16 protein-coding genes and 1 other RNA gene are annotated in these 21,776 nt (G+C 52.1%); 4 read left to right on the top strand and 13 right to left on the bottom strand.

Annotated elements, in window-relative coordinates; genetic code table 11:
- Positions 1 to 19: 19 nt before the first annotated feature.
- The 3 genes from Q5911_RS10275 to Q5911_RS10285 form a co-directional block, all read right to left on the bottom strand.
- Entirely contained in the window at positions 20 to 688 is a 669-nt protein-coding gene (locus tag Q5911_RS10275) for a response regulator transcription factor (RefSeq protein WP_303182624.1), read from the bottom strand.
- A complete protein-coding gene (gene brnQ / locus Q5911_RS10280; protein WP_303182625.1) occupies positions 685 to 2,067 on the bottom strand; it encodes a branched-chain amino acid transport system II carrier protein in 1,383 nt (460 codons plus the stop codon). Before brnQ ends, Q5911_RS10275 begins: the two co-directional genes overlap by 4 nt.
- A gap of 158 nt (positions 2,068 to 2,225) precedes the next feature.
- On the bottom strand, positions 2,226 to 2,969 hold the full coding sequence (locus Q5911_RS10285) for an SDR family NAD(P)-dependent oxidoreductase (RefSeq protein WP_076779655.1): 744 nt from the start codon (positions 2,967 to 2,969) through the stop codon (positions 2,226 to 2,228).
- 181 nt (positions 2,970 to 3,150) lie between these two features.
- On the opposite strand from Q5911_RS10285, the gene Q5911_RS10290 reads away from it, so the two are divergent.
- A complete protein-coding gene (locus Q5911_RS10290; protein WP_303182626.1) occupies positions 3,151 to 5,631 on the top strand; it encodes an excinuclease ABC subunit UvrA in 2,481 nt (826 codons plus the stop codon).
- Here the strand turns inward: Q5911_RS10290 and Q5911_RS10295 are convergent.
- Positions 5,517 to 5,897, bottom strand: coding sequence for a hypothetical protein (locus tag Q5911_RS10295; RefSeq protein WP_157888455.1), 381 nt, complete (start codon positions 5,895 to 5,897; stop codon positions 5,517 to 5,519). The genes Q5911_RS10290 and Q5911_RS10295 overlap by 115 nt on opposite strands.
- A gap of 274 nt (positions 5,898 to 6,171) precedes the next feature.
- Between Q5911_RS10295 and Q5911_RS10300 the strand changes: the two genes are divergently transcribed.
- On the top strand, positions 6,172 to 6,672 hold the full coding sequence (locus Q5911_RS10300; protein WP_083582580.1) for a DUF6512 family protein: 501 nt from the start codon (positions 6,172 to 6,174) through the stop codon (positions 6,670 to 6,672).
- A gap of 201 nt (positions 6,673 to 6,873) precedes the next feature.
- Here Q5911_RS10300 and Q5911_RS10305 read toward each other — a convergent pair whose 3' ends face one another.
- The 6 genes from Q5911_RS10305 to Q5911_RS10330 form a co-directional block, all read right to left on the bottom strand.
- Entirely contained in the window at positions 6,874 to 8,124 is a 1,251-nt protein-coding gene (locus Q5911_RS10305; RefSeq protein ID WP_303182627.1) for a DUF1002 domain-containing protein, read from the bottom strand.
- 176 nt (positions 8,125 to 8,300) lie between these two features.
- Positions 8,301 to 8,615, bottom strand: coding sequence for a thioredoxin family protein (locus tag Q5911_RS10310; RefSeq protein WP_076781091.1), 315 nt, complete (start codon positions 8,613 to 8,615; stop codon positions 8,301 to 8,303).
- Between the two features lie 26 nt (positions 8,616 to 8,641).
- Positions 8,642 to 8,776 (bottom strand): hypothetical protein, encoded by a 135-nt coding sequence (locus Q5911_RS10315; RefSeq protein WP_264176908.1) that lies wholly within the window; start codon positions 8,774 to 8,776, stop codon positions 8,642 to 8,644.
- A gap of 59 nt (positions 8,777 to 8,835) precedes the next feature.
- The gene (gene trmB / locus Q5911_RS10320; protein ID WP_303182628.1) at positions 8,836 to 9,513 is read right to left on the bottom strand and encodes a tRNA (guanosine(46)-N7)-methyltransferase TrmB; all 678 of its coding nucleotides are present in this window, start codon (positions 9,511 to 9,513) and stop codon (positions 8,836 to 8,838) included.
- Positions 9,514 to 9,598: 85 nt separating this feature from the next.
- Positions 9,599 to 11,518, bottom strand: a complete 1,920-nt coding sequence (glgB, locus tag Q5911_RS10325; RefSeq protein ID WP_076779664.1) for a 1,4-alpha-glucan branching protein GlgB — start codon at positions 11,516 to 11,518, stop codon at positions 9,599 to 9,601.
- A 124-nt stretch (positions 11,519 to 11,642) separates the two neighbouring features.
- Positions 11,643 to 14,705 carry a hypothetical protein gene (locus tag Q5911_RS10330; RefSeq protein WP_303182629.1) on the bottom strand — a complete coding sequence of 1,021 codons (3,063 nt, stop codon included), beginning with the start codon at positions 14,703 to 14,705 and terminating at the stop codon, positions 11,643 to 11,645.
- A 1,112-nt stretch (positions 14,706 to 15,817) separates the two neighbouring features.
- Here Q5911_RS10330 and Q5911_RS10335 point away from each other — a divergent pair.
- Complete coding sequence (locus Q5911_RS10335; RefSeq protein ID WP_303182630.1) at positions 15,818 to 16,378, top strand: biotin transporter BioY; 561 nt, start codon at positions 15,818 to 15,820, stop codon at positions 16,376 to 16,378.
- A 35-nt stretch (positions 16,379 to 16,413) separates the two neighbouring features.
- Here the strand turns inward: Q5911_RS10335 and Q5911_RS10340 are convergent, their stop codons facing one another.
- From Q5911_RS10340 to Q5911_RS10350, 3 genes are all read right to left on the bottom strand, one after another.
- A complete protein-coding gene (locus tag Q5911_RS10340) occupies positions 16,414 to 18,441 on the bottom strand; it encodes a beta-propeller domain-containing protein (protein WP_303182631.1) in 2,028 nt (675 codons plus the stop codon).
- Between the two features lie 16 nt (positions 18,442 to 18,457).
- Complete coding sequence (locus tag Q5911_RS10345; RefSeq protein WP_076779670.1) at positions 18,458 to 18,940, bottom strand: RNA polymerase sigma factor; 483 nt, start codon at positions 18,938 to 18,940, stop codon at positions 18,458 to 18,460.
- Positions 18,941 to 19,141: 201 nt separating this feature from the next.
- Positions 19,142 to 21,421 carry a hydratase gene (locus tag Q5911_RS10350; protein WP_303182632.1) on the bottom strand — a complete coding sequence of 760 codons (2,280 nt, stop codon included), beginning with the start codon at positions 21,419 to 21,421 and terminating at the stop codon, positions 19,142 to 19,144.
- Positions 21,422 to 21,584: 163 nt separating this feature from the next.
- On the opposite strand from Q5911_RS10350, the gene ffs reads away from it, so the two are divergent.
- An RNA gene (gene ffs / locus Q5911_RS10355) (signal recognition particle sRNA large type) lies at positions 21,585 to 21,776 on the top strand; the annotation flags it as partial.

A 21,776-nucleotide genomic window follows, 5' to 3' on the forward strand; every position in this document is an offset into this window, starting at 1 on the left:
CTGTTCCTCCCTTATCCACTCACATTTCCATCCTGTATCCAAAGCTGCGGACTGTCCTGAAACATGCCGGGTGTCCCAGCTTTTCCCGCAAACGTTTCACAGCCACAGTCAGCGTATTGTCATTAACATAGCTGCCGTTACTGTCCCAGACCTGTTCCAGCAGGCTCTGTCTTGTAACTGTCCTTCCTATATTCTCCATCAGAAGCAGAAGGATCTGGTATTCTGTCTGACTGACAGGTACCTTTCTGCCGCCGCTCCGCACTTCCATCCGGCTTCTGTCCAGCCGGATCTCTCCGCAGACAAGGATTTGGCCCGGGCTGCCCCCTGTTCTTCTTAACAGCGCCAGTATACGGGAATAGAGGACTTCCAGCTCAAACGGTTTGGTCATATAATCATCGGCGCCGCCTCCCAGTCCGTTCACAATATCCCGTGTATCACCGCGGACCGTAAGAAAGATAACAGGAAGTTCCCGCCATCTGGCCCGTATCCAGCGGCACAGCTCCATCCCGCTGCCGCCCGGTATGTTCCAGTCCAGAATAAGCAGGTCCGGGATCTTCTCCGCCTCAAAAGCCTCTCTGACTGCCTCTGGCCTGTCGTACACCATTACCTGGCAGTCTCTCTCTTCCAGATATTCTTTTACCATGCAGGATATCTGCGCATCATCTTCCACGTACCAGATCTTTGTCATCGCTCTCCTCCGGTCTTTTCACGCTTCCCGGCCCTTCCGCCTGCTCCATATGCATGTACGGCAAGGCCGATCGCCGTTCCAAGAAGTGCGGGGCACACCCAGCCAAACCCCTGCCCGGAGAGGGGCAGGAGCTCCAGGGCAGAGGCAGTCAGACCGTCCAGATGGAGCAGCGCCCTTGTCCCCTCCGGGAGCGCTCCCAGACCGTCAAACAGGGCGGCCACGCCCGTAAGGCCCAGCGCCCACCTTAGGACAACCGGGTCGTTCCCAAACCATCTGCCCGTCAGAGTCAGCAGGACCAGCACGATGGCAAGGGGATAGAGGAACATCAGGACCGGAAGGGAGTAGGCAATAATGGCATCCAGCCCCAGGTTGGCTACCAGGAAGGAGCCCACGCAGAAGACTACCGCCCAGACGTGATAGGACGGCCCTCCCGGGAACATCTCCGCAAAGGTTTCCCCACAGCTCGTGATAAGCCCCACTGCCGTCTTCAGGCAGGCCACCGTGACGATCACCGCCAGGATAAAGGCGCCGCCGCCGCCAAAGTAGCTGTCCGCGATCCGGGCCAGGGCTTCCCCGCCGTTGCTGCTCACTTCCAGCTGTCCGGTGCTCTGGGTTCCCATGACAGAGACAAGGAGATAGATGACTGCCATCAGTACAGAGCTGAATATCCCTGCTTTCACCGTGCTTTTCGCCACCTCTTCCGGCTCTGTCACTCCCAGTCCTCTGATGACATCGATGACCACGATGCCAAAGGCAAGCCCCGCCAGAGCATCCATGGTATTGTAACCCTCCAGTAGTCCTGTAGAAAAGGCGCTCTCCACATAGTCTCCGGAGGGGATTGCCTCACGGACACCACCCATGGGCGCAGTCAGTGCCCGCACCACAAGGACGGCAAGAAATGCAAGAAAGAGAGGGTTCAGCACTTTCCCGATCCATGTCATGATCTGCCCTGGCCTGAGGGCAAAAAACAGGACCGCCGCAAAGAAAATAAAGGAAAACGCTGCCTGAAAAAGGAAGCTCCCCTCCCCCGCAAGTATGCCTTCCATCCCCACAGTATAGGAGACACTGGCGCATCTGGGTATAGCAAAAAATGGCCCTATCGTCAGGTAGAGCGCACAGGTGAAGAACATACCGTATCCTCTTCCCACCCGGCTCCCCAGCCCCAGAAGTCCTGTTTCCCGGCTGATGCCCAGGGCGGCCACACCCAGAAGGGGCAGGCCCACACCGGTAATGAGAAAGCCTGCCGCGGCCTGCCAGATATGGCTGCCCGCCATCTGCCCCATGGACACGGGAAAGATCAGATTCCCCGCCCCGAAAAACATGCCAAACAGCATGCTGGCTACAAATATGGTCTCTCTGAAAGTCAGTTTTTTTGTCATTTCCACGCATCTCCTGTTTTTCATCATTGTCTTTACTATAGCACACTTTCCGGCAGGAAGGAACTGCCGGGAGTGATCGACAAAACTGGTGATCATAGACAAGAGCAGGGAGGCTTGAAAAATCAAGCCTCCCTTTTATGTTCTCTCAATTGTCTCTTCTACGTCCTCATCGCCCCGTCCACAGATAAGATCTCTCCTGTCACATAGGAGGCCATATCGCTGGCCAGGAAAAGGAAAGCATTGGCAATGTCTTCCGGCTCGCCTACCCGGCGCAGGGGAATGGCGTTGATCAGAGGATCTATCATCTCCTTGGGGAGCGCCGCCACCATGTCTGTCTTTGTAATACCCGGCGCCACAGCGTTGACCCGGATGCGGCTTGGGCCAAGCTCCCTTGCCAGGGACCAGGTAAGTCCGTTCACGGCAGATTTGCTTGTGGGGTAAGCCACGCCCGAGGGCTGTCCACAGATGCTGACCATGGAGCTGGTATTCAGGATGCATCCGCCTCCCTGCTCTTTCATGATTTTCACTGTGGGCATGATGCAGTTCATCATGGCGCTTACATTTAACTGCATCACTTTTGCAAACTGCTGTGCCGTGTAGTTGTCAATAGGTGTGCTGTCCGACATGCCGGCATTGTTTACCAGGATATCGATTTTTCCCAATGTCTCTTTGACCTTTCCGATCTCCCGGGCCACCGCCTCGGCATCCGCCAGATCCGGCCAGGCGCCGTACACTTCCCATGCCGGGTTTTCCGCTTTCAGAGATGCCAGGGCTTTGTCAACTGTCTCCTGGCGGGAGCCGAACAAGACAACCTTTGCCCCGTTTTCCAGGAACTTCTCAACCGTTGCATATCCAATTCCGCGGGTTCCTCCTGTCACAATTGCCACTTTATTTTTGAGCATACACATTCCTCCTCGTCTGATTTTTATATGATTTTCTTATTATTGTCTGTTAAATACATTTTATAATGAATGTTTTTTATTTACAACAGATTTTTTTATGTTATTTTAATAACACTTTTTTCCTGTCTCAGATTGGATTATACTATAATACAGAACCACCTCAGAAAGGAAATGATGACAGATGATAGACAAGATGAAGATACGGGGCGCCCGGGTCCACAATCTGAAAAATATAGATGTAGATATCCCTCTGAACAAGATTGTAGGGATCGCCGGCGTGTCCGGCTCCGGCAAATCCTCCCTGGCCCTGGGCGTCCTCTACGCGGAAGGGTCCCGGCGGTATCTGGACGCCCTCTCCACCTACACAAGGCGCAGGATGACCCAGGCGGCCAAAGCTGATGTGGACGACGTGCTCTACGTGCCGGCGGCTCTGGCCCTCCACCAGCGCCCGGCTGTCCCCGGCATCCGCAGCACCTTCGGGACCGGCAGCGAACTTCTGAACAGCCTCCGGCTCATGTTCTCCAGACTGGCCAGCCACCGCTGTCCGTCCTGCGGCTGCTGCCTGCCGCCTACCCTGAAAGTGGCCGCCGAGCAGGAGCTGGTCTGCCCGGACTGCGGCGCCTCCTTCTACGCTCCCTCTGCAGAAGAACTGGCTTTCAACAGCCAGGGGGCCTGCCCTTCCTGTGACGGGACCGGAACCGTCCGGACAGTGGACCGCTCCACCCTTGTACCGGACGAAACCCTCACCATCGACCAGGGCGCCGTGGCCCCCTGGAACTCCCTTATGTGGTCGCTTATGACCGACGTCTGCCGGGAGATGGGAGTGCGCACGGACGTGCCCTTCTGCCAGCTGACAGACAGGGAGAAGGACATTGTCTACAACGGGCCTGCCGAGAAAAAACATATCCTCTACAAGGCAAAAAGCTCCAACCAGGCAGCAGAGCTTGATTTTACTTATTTCAATGCTGTGTACACTGTGGAGAACGCCCTTTCCAAAGTAAAAGACGAAAAAGGCATGAAACGGGTGGAAAAATTCTTAAAGGAAGAAGTCTGCCCGGACTGCGGCGGGACCCGACTCTCCCAAAAAGCAAGAGCGCCCCGGCTGCGGGGCTGCTCCCTGGATGAGGTGTGCCGGATGCCACTTGTGGATCTGGCTGGCTGGGTGTCCGGTGTCCCCGCCTCCCTGCCGGAGGAGATGCGCCCCATGGCAGAGAGTATCTGCGAGTCCTTCCACATCCCCGCCCGGCGGCTCATGGACCTGGGCCTTGGCTACCTTTCCCTGGACCGCGCTTCCTCCACCCTCTCCACCGGGGAGCGCCAGCGGATGCAGCTGGCCCGGGCCGTCCGCAACCGCACCACCGGTGTGCTCTACGTGCTGGACGAGCCCTCCATCGGCCTGCACCCCGCCAACATCGAAGGGCTGAAAGGGGTTATGCACGACCTCATAGCAGACGGCAATTCCATCGTACTGGTAGACCATGACACACAGATCCTGTCAGAGGCCGACTGGATTGTGGAAATGGGCCCGGAGGCCGGCCTGAAGGGCGGCCATGTCATCGCTCAGGGCAGTATTCCCCAGATCATGGCAGATCCCGGCTCCATGATCGGCCCCTTCCTGGCCGGCAGGGCAGACGGCTTCCGGCGGGAGCAGGCTCCGGCCTCTGACATGTTCTCCCACGGCCGCATCCACCTCTCCACCGGTTCCATCCACACCGTAAAGCCGCTGGAGGCAGACATCCCAAAAGGACGGCTCACTGCTGTCACCGGCGTATCCGGCTCCGGCAAGACCACCCTCATCCTGGAGAGCCTGATCCCCGCCCTGGAGGCACAGATCAAGGGCAGAAAACTGCCGGAACACGTGCGTTCCCTTGAGGTGGATGGGATCGGACAGGTAAAACTCATCGACGCCACCCCCATCGGCATCAACATCCGCTCCACCGTAGCCACCTACGCCAATGTCCACGATGAGCTACGGAAGACATTTGCCAGGACACCGGGCGCAAAAGAAGCCGGCTACAAGGCAGGGGACTTTTCCTACAACACAGGGAAGCTGCGCTGTCCGGTCTGCGACGGCACCGGCGTCATCAGTCTGGACGTGCAGTTCCTGCCGGATGTGGAAGTCACCTGCCCCGGATGCCGGGGTTCCCGGTACAGCAAGGAGGCCGCACAGATCCGATATGCGAACAAAGAGGGGAAGTCCTTCTCTCTGCCGGAGCTGATGGCCATGGATGTGAACACCGCACTGGATGTCTGCTGTCATCTGAAAAACGTCAGTCAGCGTCTGCAGATCTTAAAAGACCTGGGACTTGGCTACCTGACTCTGGGCGAGGAGACCCCGGGGCTCTCCGGCGGAGAGGCCCAGCGGCTGAAACTGGCCAGCGAGATGGGCCGCCCCCAGAGGGACTCCGTCTTTGTCTTTGACGAGCCCACCATCGGCCTCCACCCTCTGGACGTGCAGACCCTCCTTCTCGTCTTCCAGACACTCATCAGCCAGGGCGCCACTATCATTGTCATTGAGCACGACCTGGACGTGATCCGCAGCGCAGACTACGTCATCGACATGGGCCCCGGCGGCGGGGAGAGCGGCGGGCGGATTGTGGCAGCCGGAACGCCGGAAGAGATTAAGGCGAATGCACAGAGCGTGACAGGAAGATACCTGTAGACAGATAAAAGGAGCTTCTTGTTGGTACCATTTGCAGCATTCTCTTCATTGCAGATTTCCTTAAGCTGCTTTCCTGCACCGAAATGGTCATAGATGAGATTGATCTGGGATTCTGTCAGCTGTGCCATAAGCTTCAGGAGTTTTTCCACCTGCGGATCCGTGTTTTCCTCCTGATAACGGTACTGCAGATCCACGTTGTAATCATCTCTATCCAGCATGATCACCCATTCTGCATTCTCACCCACCGCTTGCCTATCTTTTCCCATGTGGTATAAACATAGTTCCCCTCCGCATCCATGTAACTACCACGGTTTTCATCATATTTACTGGTTCTTTCCGTTTCGTTATTGGCCAGTCATCTTCAAACTGACTTAGGTCAATATGTATCCAGCGCTCCACCCGAAGATGAAATCCTCAATCCTACTATCAACACTACTTAGTAGCGAGTGTTTCTTCTTTTTTTCTTTATATCCGCATATATATACTTTATATAAATATAATCTGCTGCATTTTCCTGCGGCGGCAAAGGAGGGACAGGCATTGCTTCAGATATGCAGACGGAGAGATTTCCCCTATATGCTCTCAGCGGCGCTCCTTGGAAGCGTCTTTCATTTTCTGTATGACTTTTCCGGCGAAAATCCTTTTGCCGCGCTCATTTCTCCCGTCAACGAATCTGTGTGGGAGCATTTAAAGCTCCTTTTCTTCCCCATACTGCTTTTAACTGTCATTGAGTTTCTTATCCGCCACCCCAATCCCTGTGCGCTTTTCGGCGCCAGGCTGGCCGGCATCACAGCGGGCATGACAATGATCGTTGTCCTCTACTATCTGTACACTTTTGTCCTGGGGAGGAATTTCCTTGCGGCCGATATCCTGCTCTTTCTGACAGGCGTCTGCTTTTCCTACGTCATATCCGGCCACTTATTCCGGAAATTCCGCCAGGCAGACCCCATGCTCGTCTTTCTGGGATGGCTCCTTGCAGTGCTTTTATTCTTCTCATTTACCTGTTTTCCGCCGGACATATTCCTCTTCTATCCGCCCTAAAATGTAGTGGTATAGCGTCTGTTCATTTTGGGTATGCGAATAGTCTGTCAAAGGCAGAGAATTCCTGGTTGTCCAAGAAGAATTGTCAGGGAAGCGCAGACAAAAGAGACAACAGCATGGATATGGAGACACAATAGCACACCAGTACATGTAAAAGCGGACGTAATACTTTTAAAAAGTATTACGTCCGCTTTTACAATATTATTCACCTGTGAAAAAATTCTTGATTCTTGTAAACAGGCCGTCTTTAAAGCCGCCCTCATTGACTGTACTGTCCGTGATGACATCAGATCCCAGCGCCTCATCGTTTGTTCCGCTCAGGATACCGTCATCTGACCCTACGAAGAAAGTCTTTACTGAGTTCCAGATATTGGACAGCATGCCGTCATCGCCTGTCAGATTGTCCAGTGTGTCTTTTAACGCGTTCACATCGTAGTCATACTGGGAAATCTTCTCCATCAGAGCAACCACCTGTGCTCTCTGGTCGTCTGTCAGTGTAATCTCATTTTCTTCCGCTATATTATCAACAGCCTCGCCGATCTCTTCCGGCTCTGTAAGTCCCTCGTCGAGCACCTCTGTCTTGACATCCTTCATGACCTCTGTGGCTTTCTCCTGTCCCACGCTGTCAGCAAGCTCTCCTGTTGTCACAAGCTCCTCCATAGCAGCTTCCTTCTGGCCCTCGTCCAGGTTCTCGCCGCTGGCCGTCTCGTAAGCCATGATAATGCCTGTCAGGGCGCCGGTTCCGGACACCTCAAAAGGACATGCCGCAATGACATTGCAGTTCTCCATGCCCGCTGTAGTCAGTGTGCTGGCGATCATGGCGCTTGTCACGAAATTCAGGTTGGCTGTCTTCACTTTGATCCCACCTGATTCTGTGGGCTCTACATAGGCACAGCTGTTTGTGGTAGGTCCGATCTGTTCATCTGTGGCAATGCCTTCCATATACTGCACCTCGTCGGCGTGGGTGACAACAATGGTCTCCACCTCCTCCGGGGTAGTTCCAAAATACTCGTACATGGAAGCCCGCTGCTCCTCATTCAGGTTCTCGCCAAGTGTAACTACCTTTCCGCTGTCAGTATTTCCCTCATCTGTGTCTTCCTCTTCTTCTGCTGCATCTGTATTCTCATCTGCAGCGTCCTCTGTCTGCTGCCCGTCGTCTGTCTCTGTGCCGTCTGTGGTTTCTGTTCCATCTACGGTCCCGGATGTATCCGTGCTGCCGCCCTGCTGTGTTCCATCAGCCGCAGTTCCGCTGTCGCCGCTGCCTGTACCGGTCTGAGCGCCTGTTTCCCCAGAAGTGCCGGAGGCCGCGCCTGTACTGTCTGTTCCAGATGTTCCTGTCTCTGTACTCCCCGCATCCTGTACAGTATCTCCTGTCTCCGAGGCAGATACTGCCATAGGCATGCCGGCTGTCACCATTACCGCCGCCATCAGAAGCGGCAAAACTTTTTTCATCTTCATACTCTTGCGGTTTTAAAACCTTGTCTCCCTTTTTAATTATTTTCTGGCCGATGCAGCGCCATCACACGGCGGCGCTACCTTTCACCGTACCCAATATAACACATTCCGGCCGGATTGTACACGAAACTTTTCTTAAAAATGGATGAAGAATAAAGAAAGGAACCGCCCTGTCAGAGCAGTTCCTTCATTCTCTTCTCCAGTATTTTTTCTCCCACCACGCCTTTCATAGAGGCTTTTACCTCGCCTTTTTTCACAAACAGAAAGGTGGGCACGATGTCCGCCCCATATGATGCTGCAAGGTGGGGCGTCTCCGACAATTCCGCTTCACAAAACTTGATCTTTCCTCTGTATTTTTGTTCCAGCTCCTCCACAACAGGTCTTGTCATGGAACATTTCGGACACCATTTTTCGTAAAACATGACAACTACAGCCCCTGTTTCTTTCAGGACTTCTATATCAAAATTCTCCTCTGTCAGGTGATACATCAGGACATCCTTTCCGCTCTCCCGGGTCAGCATCTGGGATTGAGTATGCGGTACACTTCATGCATAGATCTGTGAAAGCAGTCAACAAAGCAGTTCTTCCTTCTGAGCCGGTACATCACACAGCTCCACCTGGATACTCCTCCCGGTCTTCTCCTTCCCATATGCCAGTCTCCTTCGCAAGATCTTCTCTCTATATACTATGCAGAAAGGTTCCTTATCTTCACCTGCCCGCAATCATCTTGCAGATCGGATTGCCCTTTGCCGAAAATTTTTTCTCATACTCCGTCATCACATTTCCCTGGTTCATGGCCGGATCTGCGTGGAGATCCCAGGTGCTCATAAGCACTCTCCATCCTGCTTCATCCGCCTGCTCCAGAGAAAACTGGAACAGATCCTGGTTGTCGGTCTTGAATTCCACCTGGCCCTCCGGCGCCAGCACCTGGTCGTATCTGGCAAAAAATTCTTTTGATGTGAGCCGCCTTCTTGCATGCCTCTTCTTGGGCCACGGATCAGAAAAGTTCAGGTAGATCCCTTTGACTTCCCCTTTTTCAAACACCTCCCCGATTTCTGCCGCATCCATGCAGATAAACCGTATATTTTCCAGGAGACGGGCGCCCCCCTCCTGCTCGCTTTTCTTTTCCTCTTCCAGCTTATCCAGCCTCTCCACTGCCCGCAGAAGGACGCTGGAATATCTCTCAATGCCAATGTAATTCCTCTCGGGATGCCGGGCCGCCATCTCGGTGAGGAACTGCCCTTTTCCCATTCCGATCTCTATATAAACGGGATGTTCATTTCCAAAGACAGCCTTCCACTGCCCCTTGTACTCCTTCTCGTTTTTAATCACCTTGTCGTGGGCTTCCAGTACACCCTCTGCTCTGGGTATATTTCTCAGACGCATTCCTGTGTCTCCTTTCCTTTTCTCCTGCATAAAATACAGGCGGAAGGGATATTCCCTCCGCCCGTAAATCTTATCACAACTTTCTTTAAAATTCAAAGATTGCCACTCCGTAGGGAGGCAGCTTGTAGGCAAACGAGTACGGTCGCCCGTCACACTCAGACTTCACAGCCTTATAGATCTTCGGCCTGACTTCGCCCTTTCCGCCATACTGCAGGTCGTCGCTGTTCATAACCAGCTTGTACTGCTTTCTTCTGGGAACGCCCACGCGATAGTCATCTCTGGCCATGGGCGTGAAATTGATGACAAAGAGAAGGTTTTTCTTCCCCCCCTTTGCATGGCGCATAAAACTGTAAATGCTCCTGTCCCTGTCGTCCGCATTGATCCACTCAAATCCTTCCCAGGTGTCATCCTGGTCGTACAGGGCTCTGTTTTTCTTGTACAGGTGGAGCAGATCACGCATCCAGTTCTGAACAGCCTGATGCTCCGGCTCCGCGAGGAGGAACCAGTCAATTTCCCTCTTCTCGCTCCACTCTCTCAGCTGGGCGAACTCCTGGCCCATGAAGAGCAGCTTCTTCCCGGCATGTCCCATCATAAACGCATATCCCGCCTTCAGGTTGGCGTATTTATCAAATCCAAGTCCGGGCATCTTGTTGAGCATAGAACACTTCAGATGCACCACCTCATCGTGGGACAGCACAAGGATATATTTCTCACTGTAGGCGTAGCTCATTGCAAACGTCATCAGATTGTGAGCCCCCTTGCGGAAGTAGGGATCAAGTTTCATATATTCAGTAAAGTCATGCATCCAGCCCATATTCCACTTCAGGCTGAAGCCCAGTCCATCGTCCTCCACATCTCCCGTCACTTTCGGCCAGGCCGTGGACTCCTCTGCAATCATCACTGCCCCGGGATTCCTTCCCAAAACAACCGAGTTCAGATGTTTGAAAAACCCTATAGCCTCCAGGTTCTTGTTGCCGCCGTACTTGTTGGCGACCCACTGTCCGTCCTGCTTTCCGTAATCCAGATAAAGCATGGAAGCCACCGCATCCACGCGAAGCCCGTCCACATGATAATTTTCAATCCAGAACAGGGCATTTGAAATCAGGAAATTCTGCACTTCATTCTTGCCGTAGTCAAAAATCTTCGTCCCCCAGTCCGGATGCTCCCCTTTTCTCGGGTCCGCATACTCAAAAGTAGGCGTCCCGTCAAAGTCGGCAAGTCCGTGAGCATCTCTCGGGAAATGGGCAGGAACCCAGTCCAGGATCACGCCGATCTTGTTCCTGTGCAGGTAATTGATCATCCAGGCAAAATCCTCCGGCGTTCCATACCTGGATGTAGGAGCAAAGTATCCTGTCACCTGGTAGCCCCAGGAACCGTCAAAGGGATGCTCTGCAATCCCCATGATCTCAATATGGGTATACCCCATATATTTGATGTATTTTACAATCTCCCTGGCGAATTCACGGTAATTGTAAAATCCGTCCTCATCATCTTCTGTCAGCGGGTGTTTCTTCCAGGATCCGATGTGTACTTCGTAGATCGACATGGGCTCTTTTGTGTGGTCCCACGACCTGCGGTTTTCCATCCAGTCGCCGTCAGACCAGCTGATCCGGGACAGATCCACCACTCTGGATGCAGTTCCCGGGCGCTTTTCTGCATAATTTGCAAAAGGATCTGCTTTCAGGATATATTCCCCTTTGTAGGTCTTAATGCAGTACTTGTACAATGACATCTCCGGAAGGTCCGGCACAAAGCAGGTGTAAATCCCCAGCGGCTCTCCCCTATCCATAGGATTCGCCTCTCTGTCCCAGTTATTGAAATCACCTACCACAGAGACAGACTCGGCGTGGGGAGCCCAGACAGCAAAATAGACACCCTCCTGATCTTTGTCCTTCACACGGTGGGCGCCGAGCTTTCTGTATATCTCATAATGGTTCCCCTGCCCGAACAGATAATGGTCAAGTTCCCCTATCTCATAAGGTTTTATGTTCTTCTTTACTGCCATGATTTCACCCTCTCATGTTCAATTTCTAATACATCTATTATACTTTATCACCCCACAAAAAGAAAGAGTTTTGAACAATCATTTTTGTCAAAACTCTTTCTTTTTTATACATTTTATACAGTTTTTAGATCCTAAAATCGTCTTCCTTCAGGATAATCCGATCGGATTCGTCCGTTCCTTTGCGGAACATTCTCCGGGCCAGATGTTTCACATTTGCCTTCTGGGAATGTTCGATGGCCGCATCCATGATCTCCTTTACCTCTGCCACAGACACTGCGTGATCTTCTCTCTGCATCACATCGATCCGGCTGTACAGCGCCAGGATTCCCATCTCATCCAGCTTATATCCATTCTCCTTGGCATATGTCTGCCCGAATGTAACCAGCTCATCGTTGATAAATACAGGAAGCTCCAGCCTGGATGTAAATTTCTTCTTAAACTCCGGATTGGCTGTAAAGAGTCTCTCCAGCGCCTTCTTCTGGTCCTCCAGCACAAACAGCAGCTCTCCGGTCTTCTTCTCCATCAGGATGTTCAGCTCCCGAACTGTCCTTGCATTGAGTTTTCCTGCCTTCTCAATGATGATGGCGCCGCCTCTGAGCTTCTGGATGATATTCGGGATATCTTTCTTGTTCAGCGACTCGCCTGTCACAATGGCCACCTTGCCCTGCTTCAGGTTCCTCTGCTTCTGGATAGCCTTTACCATATCCACAGCAAGGACCGTCTTGCCGGATCCTTTATGTCCGATGACCAGGATATTGCCGGTGCGGGATGTGCCGTTCCTGCGCTCTCTGCGGTCATTGTCCAGCACTTCCACAATCTGCTCGCTCATGCCCCGGACAGGAACGAAATAGGAGAAGAGCTGCTTCTGCTCCTCAGTAAGTCCCGCCTTCAGGCCGATCTCACTGGTGGCGCTCAGGTCATAGCGCCCTGTCACCACAAACCCGGTGTCAAAAGGCACGCCGCCTTTCCCTTTCTGGATCCGTCTCTGGATCTCCTCCTCCGTAGGCTCTTCGATGACAAGCTCCTCTGTCTTTCTGGCCTGTCTGGCAGCCTCTTTCTCTGCCCTCTTCTGTGCGCGCTTCTCTTTTCTTGTCAGCTTAGGCTCGGGCTCTTCTGGAATCTCTTCCTCTTCCTCTTCCTCATCAAAGAAATCGTCCTCGTAGTCTTCTTCGTCTATATCATCATAGTCTTCATAGTCATCTACAAGGTCATCCTCATCGTAGTCTTCTTCCTCATAGCCGTCCTCATCGAAGCTGTCCTCGTCGAAGCCATCCTCGTCATAGTCTTCCTCATCAAAGCTGTCTTCCTCGTAGTCTTCCCCGTCTTTGAAATCGGACGCCTCGTAGTCATCTTCATCCTCAAAGTCCGCTTCTTCGTAGTCGTACTCATCCTCCAGATCAGCTTCCTCATAGGACTCTTCTGCAAAAGCAGCCTGGAATTCATCGTCAAAGTCTGTGGCTTCGTCCTTTTTGCCGGACTGCTTCTCCTCTGCCTCCAGCTCTTCCATAAGCTGTCTCAGGTCCGCAGTCATGCCAGTAGCCAGAGTTTCCTCTTTCTCTTCCGGCTCCTCCTCTGCCGCAGGCTCCTCATAGTCATCTTCCTCATATGCATCTTCCGCCGCTTCCTCGTAGTCGGCCTCCTCATATGCATCTTCTTCCGGGGCCTCCTCGTAGTCAGCCTCCTCATATGCATCTTCTTCCGGAACTTCCTCGTAGTCGGCTTCTTCTGTTACGGCAGCTTCTTCTGTCAGCTCTGCCTCAACAATTTCTTCCTCTTCTGCCTCTTCCTCAGGAGCAGATGCATTCTTTACTGCTTCCTTCAGTTCTGCAGTCACCTGACCGGAAGCGATGCGATCCAAAAGCGCCTCCTCTTCTTCGGCCTTTTGGCGGGCAAGGCGTTTTTCCTCATCAGCCCGCTGCTTTGCAAGAAGTCTCTCCTGCTCCGCCTGCTCTTCTGCCAGCCTTCTGGCCTCCTCGGCAGCTTTCTGCTCTGCGATCCTTCTGGCCTCCTCGGCAGCTCGCTGCTGTTCTTCTATCCTTCTTGCCTCCTCCTCACGGCGGCGCTGAGCCTCCCGCTTCCTCTCGGCAAGTTTCTCTTCATCCCGCTTTTTCTGGGCCTCAATGGCCTCGGCATTGTCCTTCTGTTTTGCCTCCCAGGCTGCCAGGATCTCCTCTATCTTCATCTGGCCTGTGATGCGCATATCTTCATCCCGCTTGGGGCTTGCTTTCTTCTCAATATCCTCGATGTCAATACCGCTGGCAACCTTAACGCCGTTGGCCAACGCCTCCGCCAGCGTAGCACCCTTGACGGTTTTGCGGATGGGGGATTCTTCTTTGACCTTCTTCTGGCTCCTGTCAGGATCTTCCGGTTCACGAGCCGTCTCTTCCACAGCCGCGCCAGCCGCGGCAGCCTGCTCTCTGGCAGCCCGGAGCTCATCCAGACGGATCTCCCTTGTCTCAGCGTCAATGGTACCGGAAGTCTCCGGAGCTCTCTGCTCAAAAGTTTCCTGCACATCTTCCTCCATGGCTGTCTCTTCCGCCTCTTCTGCGGTGTCTTCGGCCTCCTCCTCTTCAAGGACTTCATCCTCTGCCGCAGCGTCTCTGCGGGAGACATGGGAAGATACGCCCCGCATGCTGTCGTACTTCTCCTGCTGAAGCGGAGTCAGGGGCTTATATTTCATCTTCAGTTCCATGGCCTGATAGACATATTTCCCTTCACTGAACCAGAGGATCAGGTCATCACACTCCTCCAGGCACTCGGCAGTCATACCGGCCTCATGGTAAAGTTTTGCCAGCTCATAGGCCCATTTCTCTACATACTCTGCCTTCTTGAAATCTTCAAGAGCCTCGATCTGCTCAGACAGAGGGGCTCGGCGGGCCTTCAGTATTTTATATTTTAAGATGAACTGATTGGGATCTTTCGGAGCCAGTCTCACAAACTCTTCATAGCAGTCCGAAGCCTCATCTGTGTCATTGATCTTCAAAGCAAGTGTTCCCAGCCTGTACACGGTCTTCCTGCTCCCCGGAGCCCTGTCGTAGGCCATGAACAATACATCCCTGCTCTTCTGATACTCCCCGTTATATTCATAAATCTCACTCACATTGTTGAGCATAGATGCATTTTTTACGCGGCGCCAGTCGATCGTGTCAGCGATCTCCATGGCTTTCTTGTACTGCTTTTTTTCCATGTATTCAAGCATCTGCTCTGTTTTAACCCGATATTCATATTTATCCAATATTCTCACCTCAACAAATATGTTTCTATATAGCAATGTATATATTTTAACTCTTTTAGTGTATCATACAGGGTAGTCAATGTCAAAATATATCACAAAAATAGCCACTACGATCCTTTTATTGGTCATAGTGGCTATCTTTTATGAAATTTTATCATTTTTTATATTATCTCGGAGGATGAATGTCGATGATCAGGTTCCCAGCCTTTGCTCTTTCCCTTCGAACATTTATAACTCAAAGTTCGGATCAAGATCTCCAAAATCACTTATTTATATCGCCCTCATAATCACCTGTATAAAATACATCCTCAGTTATTATAATATCTATAGCCGTTGCTGTTACAGCCTCATCCCTTATTACGATAACTATGTCTGTAACCATATTGAGCTATTCCTTCTATAACTTATATTTTATACAGCTCCCTGATATAAATTCCGATATATTATTCGATGCTTCTTCACGCATCTTCTAATATCTTTGAACTATATGTGGTATCTGTTCCGATATGTCTGCAGCTCTATCGATTATCTTTTATACCGATATATTGTACACTCCGATCATTTTCCTTATAAAACTTTATCGGTCCTTCTATCATAAAGGCTTATTCTTTGGGAACTGTCTGCTGCCATACCACTGACATATGGAAAATGAAATTCTGAATTGTCCAATGGATTAAGCCTCCTTCCGTTTGATTTCCCTGTAAATACTATATATCTCACCGACATATGAAATACATAATATTTATGCTTTGAGATCTTTCCTTTTTCATTTAAAACTTCCTTTCTCGTCAGAAGTTTTATTTTGGATTAGATCTCTTTTTGGATTGACTATATGATAGCACCTGCGCTTTTATTTGTCAACGCTATTTATTCTTTTTCTTTAAATTAATTTATAATTTTCTAATTGTATTAAATATTTCTGATAATTAGATCTTTTCATCTCCCCGAATTGTTAACTAATTGCAAAAATAAAGTTGACAATTTCCTCATTTTTATTATATACTTCAATCAGTTTTTATCACAGCGCTGCCCCCTGCAGCGCCATGGAAGGAGGATCACATACCATGTCTTCAACCAACAATCAGGCGTCGTCCGCCTCCCGGCTCTCCACACAGAGCCTGGTCCTTACCGCTCTTATGACCGCTGTCACCTGTATACTGGCTCCCATGTCCATTCCGATTCCCTTCAGCCCTGTCCCTCTGACCCTGACGAATTTCGTGCTGGAGATCTCCATCTTCCTGTTGGGATGGAAAAAGGCTACAGCCAGCTTTATCATCTATCTTCTGCTGGGACTGTGCGGGCTTCCTGTCTTTTCCGGATTTTCCGGCGGCGTCGGGAAATTTGCAGGCCCAACCGGCGGATACCTGATCGGGTTCCTCTTCCTGACTGTGATCGGCGGGCTCTTTGCCGAGCATTTCCACTGGAAGCGGAGTGCCTGTACAGTGGGCATGGTGCTGGGTATGGCGGTGACCTACGCCTTTGGCACAGCCTGGCTCTGTTTCCAGCTGAACTTAAGCTTCACAGCAGGGCTGTTCACCGGTGTCATCCCCTATCTCCCCGGAGACGCTGTCAAGATCGCCCTTGCAGTGGCATTTGGGCCTGTCCTGAAAAAGAGAGTGCGCTGATCTTTGATCCGCGCACTCTCTTTTTATCTGTTTCTCTACAGGATGATGTCATCTATTTTCTTATAGTCATCCATACCATATGCCTCTATAATATTTCCCTTGACTACGTAGAGTACATTTTCTATGTACAGACCCCTGGACACTCTCTGGCCATCCCCGTTGATCTGCTCCTCCATCAGGCATGTAAACCCCTGATCCGGGTCATAGGAAAACACAAAGTACTTTTCCTGCGCCCCCTTGTACGCGGAAAATCCGATCATATTCCTCTCCGGGTCAATGAGAATCGCCTTGTAGTCATAGAACACGTCCGCGCTGTAGACATTTTCCAGGACCAGCGTGTGCTCTTCTTTCACATCCGAGGGATCGCTGATGTTGAACATACTCAGCTTCACGCCCCCTGTAACTCCTGTCTCTTCGTCTGCATCCATGCCAATGCCAAGGAGAAGTCCCTCCCCGTATGGATGCAGGTACTCAGAGAAGCCGGGGATCTTCAGCTCACCCAGTATTTCTGGATTTTCCGGGTCAGACAGATCCACGGAAAAGAGGGGATCTGTATTTCTGAATGTGACAAAATACCCTGTGTCTCCCATCAGCCTGGCGGAGTAAACCTGCTCATCTTTTGCCAGATTGTTGATGCGCCCTATTTCCTTCAGATCCGGGTCCAGTATATAGAGTCCGTTGCCATTTCTGTCTGTGGTCACCACCCGCAGATTTCCCTCATACTCGTCTATGGAAAAGGAGTCGTCTATGGTGCCCGGCACAGTGCCCTTGCCCACTGCCTCCAGCTTGCCCTCCCCGTATGAAATTTTGTGGATCACAGTGCCCTTCTCCAGTCTCAGTCCTGCGTCCCAGGAAGTGATTTCATACCAGTAAATATTTTCATTGCTCACGTAGAGTTCTCCGTACCCTGCAAACAGGGCCTTGCTGTCGGCGATCCGATCCGGCGCCTTTATATCTGTAGATGTCATGACCAGGTACTGTGAAGGACTCTCTGTCTCCGGAAGGTAAATGGAGCCCTCACCTATGAGACTCCCCCCTGCCCGGGGAATGTAGTCCTCCCTCTGTTCCTGCCCGGCAAGCATATTCGGAGAAAATGAAGTAAACACATAGAGATAATCATCCACCATGCGGGAAGACTGATATGTCCCGCTCTGGGTCACTTCCCCCACCTTCCTGGGCTGCCCTATGTCAGAGATATCATAGGTGACAAGAGCTGTTCCGCTGCTTACGCTGTAATAGTCGATTTCCGGGTAAGCCACATCCCCGCCGGTCTCCTCCTCATCCAGCGCACAATCGTCCACTGCATCGGTGAGGAGCATGAGCCTGCCGTCTGCCACATAGAACTCCAGGATCTGTCTGTCCTCGCTGATGATTCCGGCCTCTTTCATTCCCCCCTCTGTATCTACGATCGTAATCTCTCCATCACCGCTGAGCGTGTAAAGGTATCGTCCGTCCGTCTTCACTATATCCCCCTCGCCCACGCCCTCCTGCCGGATGTTGGTATCCGAATAACTGCCGGCGTAAGACGATGTCCCGCTGTCAGCTCCGGTCGCAGCGCTCTCTGTCACGTAAGGGGCAGCAGAACCAGAAGCCACATCTCCCGCTGCTGCGTCCCGGGACTCCGCCTGAAATCCGCGAATCCCGCCTGACTCATCCACTTCGTGGTTTTCCTGATATTCCTCCAGATACGCATAGATATCATCATAGCTCTTAGCTGCCACCAGTTCCCCGACCTCTGTCTCTTTCGTCTCCTCGTCTGCGCCGCCGGATTCGTCTGGCAGAGCAAAGAAATCACCCACAGGATCTGCGCTGCCTTCCCGAACGCTCAGGGTGTAGGCCGCTCCCGCCAGGCACACCGCCGCCAGCCCTGCCGCCAGAGCCGCGATCTGACGGCCCTGGATGGAACGCCGAAATCCCCGGGAGTTTCCTTTGCTCTCCTTCTTTTCTCTTTCCCGCCTTTCAAGCATCTCCTTCACACGCTCAGGCTCCAGCGCCTCTGGTACCTGGAGTTCTTCTGAAGCAGACCGTATCTTTTCAAGCATTTCCTGTTCTTTCTTTTCCATGCAGATCTCTCCTTTCCTACTCCTTCAGTATGAGGCTCATTTTGGCCAGAGCCCTGCTCATTTTTGACCGCACTGTGGAAGGGCTCTTCTTAAGAGCCTCCCCGATCTCTTCACTTGTGTAGCCGCCGAACACAGACAGCCCCACAATGATCTGTTCTTCTTCAGTCAGGATGGCAAAGGCATTTCTCACGTCCACCGCCTTCTCCCATTCCGGGGCGGCCGCGTCTTCCTCTGTAAAGAAAGACAGCTCTGCCTTTTTCTGCTCCCTTTCCTGCCGCCGCCATTTTGTTCTGCATGTATTGGCCAGGATCGTAAAGATCCAGCTTTTGAACGCTTCCTCGCTGCGCAGGGTACCAATGCTCTCATAGGCCTTCACCACCGCCTCACTGACGGCATCCTCCGCGTCGTGGGAACTCTTCATCATGCAGAGTGCGAAACGGTACATATCCATATATACGGTACTGTACATGGCGGCAAAGCCTTCCGCATCACACTTCATACTATTTCCTCCCTCGTATCAGCCTGTCTGCCTCTTTTATATATAAGATGCTTTCCAGAGCTATTTTGTTGCATGAAAAATATATTTACAGAAAATATTTTGTCTTCCGTTCTCTCTTCCTGTATAAAAACAGCCCCGGCCAGATCTTTTTGTCTGACACGGAGCTGTCTGCACTGCATTTTCCAGGCTGCCTTTTCAGCTTTATCCCCTGTAGTAGTTGATGAGGCATCCTTTCAGGATGATCTCTCTTTCTGTATCTGTCAGGTCGCCCATAGTGAACTCCAGCTCTTTCAAGCTGTCTCCCACCAGGTATGCCTTGATCACATCTGCCTTTTCCTCCACAGCCTTGCGGATGTCCGGAACGAAGATGTAGTCGCCGTTCTTAAAGCTCAGGTTCTGATGATCCTCTTTTGTAAGAAGCGGAAGCATACCCCAGTTGATAAGGTTGGAGCGGTATCTCTTTGTAGCGTACTCGATAGCGATATTGGCCCAGCCGCCCAGCACCTTCTGGCAGGACGCAGCCTGCTCTCTTGCGGATCCGTCTCCCGGCTTCACAGCGAAGATAGTGCTGCCCACGCCGATATTTCCCTTGCCCACTTCCGGGTATGTCTCCTGGATCTTTGCCATGACAGGCTTTAACTCCTCCAGGGCATCCAGCGGACACTCGCCCGCCTCAATGGCTTTCTGGGCTTTCTGCACTTCTTTTGCCCGGCCTACATAGGCAGGATCTTTTCTTGAGAGGGCAAATTCTGCAAGTCCCAGCGGGTTGGAGCGGTAGGATGACGTCTCGCCGGAGGGGATCAGCTCATCTGTCGTGGTAACCGGATCATGGATCTCGGACACCACCTTCAGGATCAGATTCTCCGGAAGGGCAGACATCTCAGGCCAGTCCTTGATGTTGGGGCCGAACTTGATCTCCACAGAAGGATCTGCCACACCGTGGCTGTCAAACACGCGATTTGCATAAATCTTCTGATCAAAGTGATATTTGGGGCCTTTGTATTCCACATCCATGGCCGTAGCCGGTGTGAGGAAACCTTTGTTTGCCGCTGTGGCAGCGATGGAACGGGCGTCCATAAGAGCCACGGAAGCGATCTGTCCGCTCTGCAGCTTGGATCCCTCCCTGTTGGGGAAGTTCCTTGTGGAGTGGCGGATGGAGAAGGCATTGTTGGCCGGTGTGTCTCCCGCGCCAAAGCAGGGACCGCAGAAAGCTGTCTTCACAATGGTTCCCGCCTCCATAAGGTCTGCCACCGCACCGTTCTTTACAAGTTCCATGTAGATAGGCGTACTTGCCGGGTATACACTGAATGTAAACTCGTCGGCGCCGATATATTTTCCGCGGATGATATCAGCCGCGGCGCAGATATTTTCAAACCCGCCACCGGCGCATCCGGCGATGATGCCCTGGTCCACGTAGAGTTTTCCGTCCACGATCTTGTTCTGGAGGGAGTAGTCCACCACGCCGTCCAGGCTGACAAGAGCTTTCTGCTCTACATCGTGGAGCACATCCTTTAAGTTGGCGTTGACCTCGTCAATCGTATATACATTAGAAGGATGGAAAGGCATGGCGATCATGGGACGGATCTCGCTCAGGTTCACGTACACCATGCCGTCATAGTAGGCCACTGCACCTGGATTCAGTTCCTTGTAGTCCTCCGGACGGCCGTGGATCTCAAAGAACTCGCGGATGGTCTCGTCAGTCTTCCAGATGGAGGACAGACAGGTGGTCTCTGTGGTCATAACGTCAATGCCAATACGGAAATCTGCGCTCAGCTTGTCCACGCCGGGGCCCACGAACTCCATGACTTTGTTGTTCACATAGCCATTTGCAAATGTAGCGCCAATGATCGCCAGAGCCACATCCTGGGGGCCTACGCCCTTGATGGGCTCTCCGTCCAGGTAAATGCCAATGACGCCGGGCATCTTAATGTCGTAGGTCTTGCCAAGAAGCTGTTTTACAAGCTCTGGTCCGCCCTCGCCCATGGCCATAGTTCCCAGAGCGCCATATCTGGTGTGGCTGTCAGATCCAAGGATCATTCTGCCGCCGCCGGCCAGCATCTCCCGGGCAAACTGATGGATGACTGCCTGGTGAGGAGGTACATACACACCGCCGTACTTCTTTGCGCATGTGAGGCCGAACATATGGTCATCCTCGTTGATGGTTCCGCCCACTGCACAAAGGGAGTTGTGGCAGTTGGTCAGTACATAGGGAACCGGGAATTTCTCCAGGCCCGATGCTCTGGCTGTCTGGATAATTCCCACGAATGTGATGTCGTGGGAGGTCAGTTTATCGAATTTGATCTGAAGGCGTTCCATATTTCCGGAGGTATTATGGTCCTTCAGTATATTGTATGCCATGGTCTGCGTTGCTGCTTCTTCCTGGGTCACGGCCTGTCCGGTCTTCTGCTGCACTGCGGCCGCATCTTCCATGATCTCTGTGTCGTTCACAAGATAAACGCCTTTGTCGTAGAGCTTTATCATCTTTCCAAATTCCTCCTGTTTTTCATTTTTATTCGTCAGTTTATTTTATCCCGGTTCCCGGGAAAAGTCAATTTAATCCCAGCCAATTTGATACGAGCGCCGGACACGGAAATCCTGCGCCTCATCCATTGACATTTTCACAAAAACAGGGTAAAATATAGACTCGTGCAGCCGGGGCGGTAGCGGTGCCTTGTACCTGCAGTCCGCTATAGCAGGGGTGATATTGCGCGGAGGGCGACAGCTGGCAGAGCTGCCCTTGGTAAGTGACGTTGATATCCGGGTCTCACGCGACGGAAATCTGTGAACCGTGTCAGGTCGGGAACGAAGCAGCACTAAGCGGAACCTTCCGGGTGCC

The sequence above is a fragment of the Lachnoclostridium phocaeense genome, assembly GCF_959599685.1.
Classification (GTDB): Bacteria; Bacillota; Clostridia; order Lachnospirales; family Lachnospiraceae; genus Claveliimonas; species Claveliimonas monacensis.